This is a genomic window from Defluviimonas sp. D31 (assembly GCF_033436765.1).
In the GTDB taxonomy this organism is placed as follows: Bacteria; Pseudomonadota; Alphaproteobacteria; order Rhodobacterales; family Rhodobacteraceae; genus Albidovulum.
Genome location: NZ_JAWQFN010000002.1, coordinates 251,018 through 262,744, shown reverse-complemented (window position 1 = coordinate 262,744; position 11,727 = coordinate 251,018). Strand labels below are relative to the sequence as shown.

Here is an 11,727-nt window from a genome sequence, read left to right as displayed (position 1 = left end):
CGTCAACCGGAAGCATCACGGAGGGCGAAGCGTGCAGGAAACGGGATGGCGCGATGCGCTGAGGGGGCGCCGGGTCTTCGTGACCGGCGCCTCCGGCTTTATCGGGCGCCGGCTGGTCCCGGCACTCGCCAGTGCCGGCGCATCGGTCACCGTCCTCGCCCGCACCCGCGCCTCCGCGCGGGGCCTGCCGCCCGGGATCCAGGTCCTTTCGGGCAGCCTCGCACCGGGGACGGACCTCGCCGCCGCACTCGCCGGGCAGGAGGTGCTCCTCCACTTCGCCTATGACCTCCGCGCCGCCCCCGCCGCCAACCTCGCGGCCTTCGAACTTCTCGCCGAGGCCGCGGCCCGCGCCGGGGTCGGCCGGATTGTCCACGCAAGCTCGATCGTCGTCTATGACGGCTGGCCCGGCCGCGACCTCGACGAGACCAGCCCCTGGGGCGGCCCCGGCGGCAGCGGCTACCGCGCGGTCAAGATCGCGATGGAGCGGCGCCTCCTCGCCGGCAAGCTGCCCGCCGCGATCCTGCAGCCGACCATCGTCTACGGACCCGGCTCGACGCTCTGGACCGACGGTTTCGCCGCCGCCCTCGCGCGGGGCGCCGTCGTGGTGCCCGAGCCCGAGGGCCTCTGCAACGGCGTCTTCGTCGACGACGTCGTGCAGGCCGCCTTGCGCGCCGCCGCCCTGCCCGACCTCGGGCGCGAGCGGTTCATCGTCTCGGGGCCCGAGCCCTTCGCCTGGTCGGCGCTGATCGAGGGCTATGCCGCGATCCTCGGCAGGGGCGAGCTGCGCCGCGCGCCAGAGGCCGAGCTGCGCGCCCGCCTCGGCCCGCGCCCTGCTCCCGCCGGCCCCGAGGCCGCGCCGCCGCTCGCCGCCCGGATCAGCGCCCGCGCCCGCCGCCTGATCGGTCAACGCCGGTTCGAGGCGCTGGCCGGAGCGCTGCGCCAAAGGCTGGACCGCGACGGCGTGATGTATCCCGGCCACCACCTGCTCGACGAGATGACCGGGCGCGGCCGCTGTCGCATCGACCATGCCCGCGCCCGGCTCGGCTACGCGCCCGACCACGACCTCGCGCGAGGCCTCGCCGCGACGGCGGACTACCTGCGCAGCCGCCATCCCGACCGCCGCGCTTGACAGAAAAGATCAAGCACGGCTAGACCCTTATAAGGCGCAGCGAAAGGGTTCACAGTGATCATTGGCGCGCAGCTGGCGGGTATTGTTCGGGGCGTTGCAACAAAGCTTCTCCCTGACGACCTGCGCAAATGGATCCGGAAACAGCAGCGCCTGCTCAAGCTGCAATCGGTGCCGGTCGGCACGGTGGATTTCGGCGGCCTTCGGCGGCTCACACCCATCAGCCCGATCTTCGGCATCGACCGAGACCTGATCTCGGTCGAACGCTATTACATCGAACATTTCCTCAAGCGCCACGAGGCCGACATCCAAGGCCGCGTGCTCGAGATGGGCGAGCCGCTCTATACCGAGAAGTTCGGGGGCGCGAAGGTCACGCGGAGCGACGTGCTGAACTACGTCGAGGGCAATCCGAAGGCCACCATCGTCGCCGATCTCTGCGACGCGCCGCACATCGCGGACAACACGTTCGACTGCATCGTCATCACTCAGACGCTTCAGATGATCTTCGAGGCCGACAAGGCGATCGCGACACTGCACCGGATTCTCAAGCCCGGCGGGGTCGTGCTCGCCACCTCGCACGGCATCACCAAGGTCGCCCGGCGCGAGGGCGTAGACGACTGGGGCGAGTACTGGCACTTCACCACCCAGTCGAGCCGCCGCCTCTTCGGCGACGTCTTCGGCCGCGAGAACATCGCGGTCGAGCCCTACGGCAACGTCCTGACCACGATCGCCTCGCTCCACGGCCTCGCCGCGCGCGAGCTCGATCCCGAGGAGCTCGACCACAACGACCCGGACTTCGAGCTTCTGGTCATGGTCCGCGCCGTCAAGGCCGCGGATGCCGACCAGGCGGCCACGCGTCCGGGCGGCACGAAAGCGCCGTGACCGGACCGGCGCGAACCGCCCGGCCGATGCGGATCCTGCAGATCTGCACCCAGTTCGGCGTCGGCGGCATAGCCCGGCATGTCATCGACCTTTCGCACTGGCTGCGCGACGCGGGCCATACCGTGCATTTCGCCGGCGAGCCCGGTGCCCTGCTCGACGCCGGCAAGGATGACCAGTTCCACGCGCTGCCGCTGGCCGGGGTCTCCGCCCTGGGCGGCTCGGTTCCGGCGCGGATGCGCAACCTCCTGAGCTGCGTCCCGCGCCTGCGGCGCCTGCTTCGCGCCCATCCGGTGGACGTGATCCATTGCCACGAAAGCGCGCCGGCCCTCGTCACCAGCCTCGCCGCGATCGGCACCGGGATTCCGGTCGTGGTCACCTATCACGGCTCAGAACCCGAGCGTATCCGCAGCTTCGGCCGCATCAGCCGCCTCGGCGCCGATGTCGTGGTCACGCCCAGCCACCTTTGCGCCGGACAGCTCCACGAGATCGGCGGCATTCCCGCCGACCGGCTCCGCGTCGTCGGCCTCGGCGTCAAGCCCGCCCCCGAGACCGACGCCGAAGAGGTCGCCGCGCTGCGCCGCGATCTCCTCGGCACCGATGGCGGGCTGCTCGTCCTCTCGCTTTCGCGCGCCTCCTACCAGAAGGGCCTCGACATCCTCATAGAGGTCGCGAAGGAGGTGGCCAAGCAACGCGACGACGTCTGCTTCGTCGTGGCGGGCGATGGTCCCCTGCTGGAAGAGATCAGGGCCGCGGCGCGCGCAAACGGGGTCGATGGCTATTTGAGCTTCATCGGCGCGACGCACCGGCCCTACCTCTATCTCCGCGCGGCGGATATCTATCTCCTGACCTCGCGCTGGGAGGCGCTGCCGATCTCGATCGTCGAGGCGTTCCGCGCCGGCGTTCCGGTAATCGCCACCGATACGGGCGGTGTCAGCGAACTCGTGGACGCCGATGTCGGCGCCGTCGTCCCGGTCGGCGACGTGGCGGCCTGCGCCAGCGAGATCCTGCGGCTCGCCGGCGATCCCGCCTTGCGCGCCGAAATGTCAGCCGCCGCCCTCGAACGCAGCCGCGAGGACCGGTTCACGCCCGACTTCATCCACCGCAAGTTCGAGCAGCTTTACCGCGACCTCGCGGCCAAACGGACGGATTAGCAGGCGACGGTCCGGACCGGCCCGCCTCACCCGTCACTTGATCGCGAGGAATCCTTCGAAGCAGAGATATTTCTGCACCGTGGTGATGTCGACGAACCCCGCCCGCGTCATCAGGTCGAGGTTTCCCTGCGTCGAGAACGGCTCCAGAATGCCCTTCAGGCTGCGCGTCTTCGAGACGATCTCGTCGCCGGAAAAGCCGTTGCGCAGCTTGAAGTCGGCATAGAGCGTGGTGACGATGTCCTGGAACCGCGCATCCGGCGCGCGGACCTTCTCGAACATGATCAGCGCCCCGCCCCAGTGCAGCGCCTCGTAGAGCTTGTCGATGAGCTGCTGGCGGTCGCGCGGCGGGATGAACTGCATCGTGTAGTAGGACACGATCAGATCCGCCTTCTGGTAGTCGAAGAGCCGCGCATCCTCGTGCAGCAGCTCGATATTCGCGATCCCGGCGCAATGGTTTCGCGCCTTGTCTATCATCGGCCCGACCGGGTCGATGCCGATCCACTTGGCCCCGGTCTTGGCCTGGTTGTGCACCGCGAGCTTCTTCAGAAGCTCGCCCGTCGAGGTGCCGATCTCGTAACAGGTCGAGACGTCGGAGACGAAGAAGTCGCTGAGCTGGCAGACGAGGTCATGCCCCTCCTCGTAGAGCGGAACCGACTGGCGGATATGCTCGACGAAAGTGTCGGCGGTCTTGCCGTCGAAGGTCCAGCCCGCATTCCCGGCTTCGATCTTGTGGCCGACACCCATGTTTAACCCCGCGTTCCGCTCACCCGTTACCCACCGATGCACGTCCCCGCGCACCGGAACCTCAAAGGATGATCACCCGGAACACGCGAAAAATCAACGTTTCCGTCTTGATCCGCGCCGGGCACTCCGGTCCCGGCAGCCCTCGCCGCTGGACTCAGACCCGCCCGAACGCATCCTCCATGCGCTCGATATCGTCCTCGCCGAGATAGTCGCCGGTCTGGACCTCGATCAGTTCGAGCAGCCCCTCCGTCCGGTTCGCGAGCCGGTGCACCGCGCCGATGGCGACATAGGTGCTCTCGTTCTCGCGCAGGATCGAGACCTTGCCGTCGAGCGTGACCTCGGCGGTGCCACGCACCACGACCCAGTGCTCGGCCCGGTGGCGGTGGCGCTGCAGGCTGAGCATCGCGCCCGGCTTCACCACGATGCGCTTGACGCGGAACCTTTCGCCGAGATCGGTGGTCTGGAACCAGCCCCAGGGCCGGTGGGTGCGGGCGTGCTCCGTCGCCTCCGGCCGCCGCCGCTCGGCCAGCGCGCCGACCAGCGCCTTCACGTCCTGCGCCCGCTCGCGCGGCGCGACCATGACCGCGTCCGGCGTCTCGACGATCGCGAGCCCCTCGACACCGAGCGCGCAGACCAGCCGCCCCTCGGAATGGATCATGTTGCCGCGCGCGTCGATGGCAAGCCCCGCGCCGCGGATCGCATTGCCGTCGCCGTCCTTGTCGGCCGCCGCCCAGACCGCGTTCCAGTCGCCAAGATCGGACCAGCGGAACCCGGCCGGCACCACATGGGCATCCCGCGTGCGCTCCATGAACCCGTGGTCGAAGGAGATCGCGCGGATATCGGCGAAGCCCGGCCCCGGCACGAGGAACCCGTGCTCGCGGCGAAGTCCGTCGACCGCGCCCCCGACCGCCGCCACCGCCTGCGGATCGACCGTCTCCATCGCCGCGACCAGCCAGCCGGCGCGGAAGCAGAAGATGCCGGCGTTCCACAGGCAGCCCTCGGCGATGAGACGCCGCGCGAGCGGCTCCTCGGGCTTCTCGACGAACCGCGCGACCGAAAAGCAGCCCGGCCCGCTCGCATGACCGGGCCGCACATAGCCGTAAGCGGTAGAGGGCGCGTCCGGCACGATACCGATCACCGCGACGCCCGCCTCCCGCACCCGCGCCGCCGCCAGCGCGACCGCGCTGCGAAACGCCTCCCCGTCGCGGACCAGATGGTCCGAGGGAACGACCGCCACGACCGCATCCGGATCCTCGCGGGCGATGAGCGCCGCCGCGAGCAGCACCGCCGCCAGCGTGTCGCGCCGCTCCGGCTCCACCACGATCCGCGCGCCGGGCACGATCCCTTCGACCTGATCGCGCAAGGTGAACCGCTGGGGTGCCGAGCCGACGACCACGGGTGCGGCGAAGCCGGGGCCCATGACCCGCCGGAGCGTGATCTGCAACAGCGTCTCGCCGTCCTGCATCGCCAGAAGCTGCTTGGCCATGCCGGCGCGCGATACCGGCCAGAGCCGCGTCCCGGTGCCGCCACAGAGCACCACCGGAATGATCGCCTGCCGCGCGTCGGCGAAGCCCTCGAACCCGCCGTCCATCACCGTACCGCTCCGCGGCAGCTTGCGCGCGCCGCCCGCCCGCTCCAACGTCTCGTGGCCATTCCCGCGTCCTTTCCGCAACCGCAGGCACCAAGCGCCTTTTCCAAGACTTGAAGCGAATTTCTTAATTTTTCCTTTACCTTGACGTGGGAACGCTTTCGGGGGACTCTGGGATGGATGGCGAGGTGGGACGGCTATGACCATCGGTTTTGGCACCAGCGGACTCCGCGGGCCGGTGGCGGACCTGACGGACGCGATCTGTGCCGCCAATGCGCGCGCCTTTCTCCAGGCGGTGCCGCATAGCGGGCTTCTGATGCTCGCGCGCGACCTGCGCCCCTCTTCGCCGCGCATCTCCGCTGCGGTCGCGGCCGGCGCGGCGAGTCTCGGCGTAGCGGTCCGCGACTGCGGCGCGTTGCCGACGCCGGCACTGGCGCTTGCCGCCATGTCGGCCGGCGTTCCGGCGATAATGGTCACCGGCAGCCACATCCCCGCCGACCGCAACGGGCTCAAGTTCTTCACCGCGCGGGGCGAGATCACCAAGGCCGACGAGACCGCGATCCGCGCCGCCCTGCGCCCGCCGCCGCCCTTGCGCCCCGCCTGCCCCGAGACCGACGCGGCCGCCGGCACCGGCTATCTCGCCCGCTACGGATCCGCCTTCGCTCCCGACGCGCTCGCCGGCCTGAGCCTCGGCCTCTACGAGCACAGCTCGGTCGCCCGCGACCTCCTCGCCGGGCTCCTCGCCGCGCTCGGGGCCGAGGTCGTGCCGCTCGGCCGCAGCACGACCTTCGTGCCGCTCGACACCGAGGCGATCGACACTTGCACCGCGGCGCGCCTCGCCGGCTGGGCCGAGACGCTTGGGCTCGACGCGATCGTCTCCACCGACGGCGACGGCGACCGCCCGCTCGTCGCCGACGCGGCCGGACAAGTCATCCCGGGCGACATCCTCGGCACGCTAACCGCCGCGGCGCTCGGCGCCGACATCGTCGTGACGCCGGTCACCTCGAACTCGCTGATCGAGACCTCGGGCCGCTTCGCGCGCACCCGCCGCACCCGGATCGGCTCGCCCCATGTCATCGCCGCGATGGCCGAGGCTATGGCGCGGCCCGGCCCCCGGGTCGCGGGCTTCGAGGCCAACGGCGGCTTCCTCCTCGGCTACACCGCCGAGACCCCGGCGGGGCGGATCGCGCCCCTGATGACCCGCGACGCGGTTCTGCCGATCCTCGTGCCGCTGGCCGAGGCGGCGCGGCGCCGGCTCCCGCTCTCCGCCCTCGTCGCCGAACTGCCCGGCCGCCGCACCGCGAGCGACCGGCTCGCCGGAATCGCCCCGGCGCAGGGCCAGGCGCTCATCCAGCGCCTCGCCGACGACCCCGCGGCCCGCGCCCGGTTCTTCGCCGCCGCCGGACCGGAGGCCGCGATCGACCGCACCGACGGGCTGCGCGTGACCTTCGCGAACGGCGCCGTCGCGCATCTGCGCCCCTCCGGCAACGCCCCGGAGTTCCGCTGCTACGCCGAGGCCGAGGACCAGGAGGCCGCCGACCACCTGCTCGGCACCACCCTCGACGCCACGCGCCGCGCCCTTGGTTGAGCGCGAATGAACGCCACCCGGCGCGCCCCCCGCGCCGCCGAAGCGCCCCATCCGCGGCCGGATCAAGTCAGGCGCCTTCCCTATGCGCCGCAACCTTGAGGAGTGGCAGCCGGGCAGCGTCAACCGGCTTCTCGACATCATCGCGCGGAACCGCGAAACGACGGGCCGGGTCATCGCCAATGCCAAGCAGATGGCGAAGAAAGGGAATCTGAGGCTCCATCCGATCGTGACGCGCCTCGTGGACGCCGAGGTGCTGAAGAAGATGGGGGCCGAGAAGGCGGGCGGGCCGGAGCAATGACATGACCGGGCTGATGACCCGCAGGGCGGTGGCGGTCGGGGCGACGGCCGCGATGTTGGGCGGCGGCGTCCGGGCAGAGGGCGCGGAAGAGCGAAAGGTTGAAGGAATGGTCTATCACATCTCGGGCGGCAAATACGTCACCGACTATCTCGGCTCGCAACCCGGCTACAAGGCGCTGGACGGGGATATCGACAAAGTCGAGATCGTCGATCCGACGCCGGATGGGGGGGGGCTGATCACCCGGCGTGGCCTGAAAAGCGGCCGCCCGATGAAGCCCGACCACATGCCGACCAAACTGCAGCGGATCGGCCGCGGCCTCGATATCTTCCCGCTGCTCGATGTGGACAGCTATACGAGCTGCCTGCTCGTCAACCAGACCTTCAAGGACATCCTCGAGGAGCTGGAGCCCGGCGTGCATCAGTTCTTTCCGATGGAGATCTTCATCAAGGACGAGAAGGTCGGCGACCGCTACTGGCTGAACATCTGCAACCGGCTGGATACCTATCACCCCACGCTGACCTACCCGCGCAACGAGCGAGGGTTCTTCGAACCAGTGAAAGGTGAGCCGTTCTCCGTCGTTTTCTCCGTTGATGCGATCGGGAACCATCACGCCTGGCACGACAAGTTTGGGCAGGGCACGTACATCTCCGACACCTTCGCCGAGAGACTGCAGGCGGCCGTGTTAAGTGGGCTGCATTTCAGCGAACCGAAGCCGCAGCAGTAGCGCGTACATGCCGCAGTAGCGATTTCACAAAGGGTATTAGATCAGATGGAATTTGACAGCGGTGGCAACCGGATCGTGCGCCCCGACATGGGGGCTCCGCCCGGTTTCGTGGGCCAGAAAGTATTTTCAGGGCGCGCATCTGCGCCCCTCCGGCAACGCCCCGGAGTTCCGCTGCTACGCCGAGGCCGAGAACCAGGAGGCCGCCGACCACCTGCTCGGCACCACCCTCGACGCCACACGCCGGGCATTCGGTTGAGAACCAATGAGCGGCGCGCCCGGCCGCGCCAAGACCGGCCGCGTTATCGCCAAATTCCGCTTGGCGGTGAAGGAAGGCGAGTTGCGCCTTCCCCCCATATCGGCGCACTTGTGGAGATCGAGATGATGGAGAAGATGGGCGCGACGCGGGCCACTTCGGAGGCGGAGGGGTGGCCGAGTGAGGGTTGATGCAGGACCGACTGAGGCGCAAGATGGATAGCGGGCGCAAACTGTCGCGTGCAGTGCTGTTGGCGGGCGCCGCTACCGCAGGTGTGTACATGGCCTCGGGAGCCGCGAGCGGCGTGGGTATTTGCCTCCGGGGCGGGCCGTTGTTCCCTCACAAGTCGGTGCTCCTTGATCGCGCGATAGAGGGGTTGTTCCCGACCACTTTTTCACCTGCCTTTAAGGATGACGCGCGCGAGTTGCGCGGCCCCGAGAGCGAAATCGGCTCATTCCCACACGCAGTGCAGTATCGGACTGCGTTTCCCGATTGCTGCGGCATTATTTCGGAAGGGCGTATCCCGGATGAGATTTATGGGAATACCCGAATCGGAATAAAGCAACCCGGCTTGTGGGATAAGTTAATTGGTCGCGGTCGGTATATTTTATTCGCGCGCGAAGCGGCAATTGATTGGTCAGCCGAACCTCCAGAGCCTGTGGCTGGAAACCATTTTGCGCTCTTTTGGATCGACAATTGCGGGGTCAAGGTACCGGTCCCACCTGACAAAATTGTGGGGTGAAGAATACCGAAGAACCTTTATGCGGCGGAGATCGACTTTGCGTATCTCATTGGCGATGGAAAATGGCCTAAGCCCCCACAATTGAAATGGCCCACCTGCCAATTCAGGAACGTCGAAGCCTCGCAAACCCGCGAAAACGCGCGGCCCCGTCAGATCACCCGGTAGCCGTGATCCGGCGTGTAGATCGCGCGTGCATCCTCGACGAACTCCTTTATGTCGAAGGCCCAGGACGCCTGCGGCCAGCGCAGTTCCATCTGGCCGAGCCGCGGCCGGTAGACCGCCGTGTAAAGCGTGCCGAAGCCGAGCGAATAGGCGGTCGAGTAGAGCGGCGGGCGCAGGAAGGCCGAGATGAACTTCTCCTGCGGCTCGACATGGAGCGTGAGCCTTTGCAGGAGGAACCGCTCGCGCTGCACGGTCGCGGTCATCCGGGCGTGGCTCATCCATTCCACGGTCTTCTGATGGTTGGTGGCCACCGCCGCATGGGTGATCTGCGCCGGCCGGTCGGGCGCCATCAGCGCGGTGAGGAAGCGGCGCTTGGCGTCGAGCACGGTGACGTTGTAGCTCATATGCGTCGGCACGCGGGCGAGCACCCTGCCCGCCTCCTCGGCGGTCTCGCAGGTCTGGAGCACATAGCGCAGGATCAGCGGCACGCCGAAACCCTCGCCGACGATCCGCCGCCCGCCGAAGGTGAGCGAGACCGCGAGCCCGGCATCGTTCATGCCGTCGACGAGCCCCCAGAGCCCGTCGCTTGTGCCGAGCACCGTGCGGCCAAGCCAGCCGGTCCGGAGCATGAGCCGGTCGAAGGCGCGCGGGCTGTAGTCGTAATTCCGGACCAGGACCGGCTCGCGCCCCGGCCAGATCGCCTGCGAACAGCCCGAAAGGTAGGGCGGCGGCCTCCAGAACGACAGGAACCGCGCCGCATGGTCTCCGCCGCCGGCCAGCTCGCAGAGCCGCTCGTAGAGCGGCAAGAGCTCCGGCATGTGCTCCTTTAGCGCCTGTTTACTCTCCCAGTAGGGCGGGCGCGGCTCCTCGCCCTCCCGCAGCCACCAGCGATGGTAGTCGGGCCAATACTCGTGAAAGAGCGCGGCCCATTTCGGGCCGGGCTCGGTCTCGTCGATGGCGCGCCAGAGAAAGTCCATACCGGGAGGGCCGGCCCGTCCGGGCCGGCGCTACATGATCTTGAAGGCCGGATCGGCGAAGGCCGGCCCCGCCTGCACCGCTTCGAACGGCTTGGCGGCGAAGCCCTGCTTGATGCCGTGGATCCACTTCTTCGCCCGTTCGTTGAGCTTGAACCCGTTGGTCATCGAGCGGCCGCGCGTGACGAGGATGCCGAGGTCGGCGCCCTCGTAGCGATAGTCGCCCGGACGCAGGATCCGGAGGAAGAAGGCCTCGTTCTCGCTCTCGACCGCGCGGCGGTGATAGTCGAAGCGGTCATAGACGACGCGGCCGTCCTCCAGCATCCGGTAGATCCCGGTCTGCGGCGCATGGGTGACGATGTCGACCGTGTCGTCGGTATGCTTGATCACCATCTGGGACCAGGAGTCGATCATCTCGGCATCGGCCCAGCGGGCATTCAGCGCCTCGACGTCGAGGTGGAACTTCTTCTTCGAGAACTCCAGGAGGTGGAACAGGAACAAGGGCGCGTCGGCATGGGCGAAGGCCGCGTGGTTGGTCATCGACGAGGCGCCGGTGATGCGCGGGTTGAGTTCGCCGAGCCAGATCTCGCCGGTCTTCTTGTCGATGAGGAAATCGAGCTCGAAATAGCCGCGATAGCCCTCCTTCCGAAGCTGCTCGCCGAACTGGAACGTTAGCTCCCGCGCCCGCTGCCGGGTCTTCGGCGGGAAGGCGGTGGAGAAGATCTCGTTGCCGCACCAGCCGCCGCGATAGGGGGTCAGTTCCTTGAAGCCCACGAGTTCCGTCATCAGGGGCCCGACGATCGTGCCCTCCTTCGTCGCACAGGCCTCGATCGCCGAGCCGCGGCAGTCGATCCGCTTCATGATCTTGATCTCGCCCTCGCCGACGATCTCGTGCTCGTGGCGGCGGAAATCGGCCTCGGACTTGATGAAGAAGGTGGTGTGGCCGCTATCGCCGAAGGCCGATTGCAGCACGAGGTCATGGCCGAGCCCGGCCTTGTCGCAGATCTTCTTCAGATGCTCGTAGCTTTTGACCTCGGAAAGCGTGTTCGGGACCGACGGCACCCCGGCCTTGTTGCCGATCCTGACCGTCTCGATCTTGTTGTCGCATTTCGTTCGCAGCTTCGCCTTCGGGAACCAGACCTCGGCGCCAAGCTCCTTCGACAGCCGCTCGGTCTCCTCGTCGAACATCAGGAAGACGAACTTCGGCTTGCCGCCGCGCCGCTTGATGAGGTCGATCACCTCCTTGTGCTGCAGAAGGTAGTTGTTGATCTCCTCGATCGACTGGAACTCGGCATGTGGCTGCTCGGAGGGGCAGAAGACGTTCGGATGGCGGCCGTCATAGCAGTCGATATAGCATATGTATTTGAAATTCTTGCACCATTCGTCGATGCCCAGCAGGTTGAAATTGGTCGCCGAGATAAAATAGACCGGATCCTCGTTGCGATGGAAATGCCGGCGGATCTCGGAAATGTTCTGCAGTTCTCTGGTCGCCATC

Annotated in this window: 12 protein-coding genes; 8 read left to right on the top strand and 4 right to left on the bottom strand. The window is 67.8% G+C overall.

Going from position 1 to position 11,727, the window contains the following annotated elements; genetic code table 11:
* The first annotated feature begins 31 nt into the window (after window positions 1-31).
* The 3 genes from R5H32_RS05030 (at window position 32) to R5H32_RS05020 (ending at window position 3,159) form a co-directional block, all read left to right on the top strand.
* The gene (locus R5H32_RS05030; protein ID WP_318337586.1) at window positions 32-1,129 is read left to right on the top strand and encodes an NAD-dependent epimerase/dehydratase family protein; all 1,098 of its coding nucleotides are present in this window, start codon (window positions 32-34) and stop codon (window positions 1,127-1,129) included.
* 168 nt (window positions 1,130-1,297) lie between these two features.
* Window positions 1,298-2,008 (top strand): methyltransferase domain-containing protein, encoded by a 711-nt coding sequence (locus R5H32_RS05025; RefSeq protein WP_318337585.1) that lies wholly within the window; start codon window positions 1,298-1,300, stop codon window positions 2,006-2,008.
* 26 nt (window positions 2,009-2,034) lie between these two features.
* Window positions 2,035-3,159, top strand: a complete 1,125-nt coding sequence (locus R5H32_RS05020) for a glycosyltransferase family 4 protein (protein ID WP_318337584.1) — start codon at window positions 2,035-2,037, stop codon at window positions 3,157-3,159.
* Window positions 3,160-3,192: 33 nt separating this feature from the next.
* On the opposite strand, the gene R5H32_RS05015 is transcribed toward R5H32_RS05020, so the two are convergent.
* Together R5H32_RS05015 and R5H32_RS05010 are read right to left on the bottom strand one after the other, a co-directional pair.
* On the bottom strand, window positions 3,193-3,903 hold the full coding sequence (locus R5H32_RS05015) for a methyltransferase domain-containing protein (RefSeq protein WP_318337583.1): 711 nt from the start codon (window positions 3,901-3,903) through the stop codon (window positions 3,193-3,195).
* 154 nt (window positions 3,904-4,057) lie between these two features.
* Window positions 4,058-5,575, bottom strand: coding sequence for a mannose-1-phosphate guanylyltransferase/mannose-6-phosphate isomerase (locus R5H32_RS05010; protein ID WP_318337582.1), 1,518 nt, complete (start codon window positions 5,573-5,575; stop codon window positions 4,058-4,060).
* A gap of 115 nt (window positions 5,576-5,690) precedes the next feature.
* Between R5H32_RS05010 and R5H32_RS05005 the strand changes: the two genes are divergently transcribed.
* The 5 genes from R5H32_RS05005 to R5H32_RS04985 all read left to right on the top strand — a co-directional run bounded on the left by R5H32_RS05005 (window position 5,691) and on the right by R5H32_RS04985 (window position 9,096).
* A complete protein-coding gene (locus tag R5H32_RS05005) occupies window positions 5,691-7,079 on the top strand; it encodes a phosphomannomutase (RefSeq protein ID WP_318337581.1) in 1,389 nt (462 codons plus the stop codon).
* 82 nt (window positions 7,080-7,161) lie between these two features.
* Window positions 7,162-7,377, top strand: coding sequence for a hypothetical protein (locus R5H32_RS05000; RefSeq protein ID WP_318337580.1), 216 nt, complete (start codon window positions 7,162-7,164; stop codon window positions 7,375-7,377).
* 1 nt (window position 7,378) lies between these two features.
* Window positions 7,379-8,101, top strand: coding sequence for an imm11 family protein (locus R5H32_RS04995; protein ID WP_318337579.1), 723 nt, complete (start codon window positions 7,379-7,381; stop codon window positions 8,099-8,101).
* Between the two features lie 61 nt (window positions 8,102-8,162).
* Window positions 8,163-8,357 (top strand): hypothetical protein, encoded by a 195-nt coding sequence (locus tag R5H32_RS04990; protein WP_318337578.1) that lies wholly within the window; start codon window positions 8,163-8,165, stop codon window positions 8,355-8,357.
* Between the two features lie 187 nt (window positions 8,358-8,544).
* Window positions 8,545-9,096, top strand: coding sequence for a hypothetical protein (locus tag R5H32_RS04985; RefSeq protein ID WP_318337577.1), 552 nt, complete (start codon window positions 8,545-8,547; stop codon window positions 9,094-9,096).
* A 149-nt stretch (window positions 9,097-9,245) separates the two neighbouring features.
* On the opposite strand, the gene R5H32_RS04980 is transcribed toward R5H32_RS04985, so the two are convergent.
* Together R5H32_RS04980 and R5H32_RS04975 are read right to left on the bottom strand one after the other, a co-directional pair.
* Entirely contained in the window at window positions 9,246-10,235 is a 990-nt protein-coding gene (locus R5H32_RS04980; RefSeq protein ID WP_318337576.1) for a C45 family peptidase, read from the bottom strand.
* A gap of 30 nt (window positions 10,236-10,265) precedes the next feature.
* A complete protein-coding gene (locus R5H32_RS04975; RefSeq protein ID WP_318337575.1) occupies window positions 10,266-11,726 on the bottom strand; it encodes a biotin carboxylase in 1,461 nt (486 codons plus the stop codon).
* Window position 11,727: the final 1 nt, after the last annotated feature.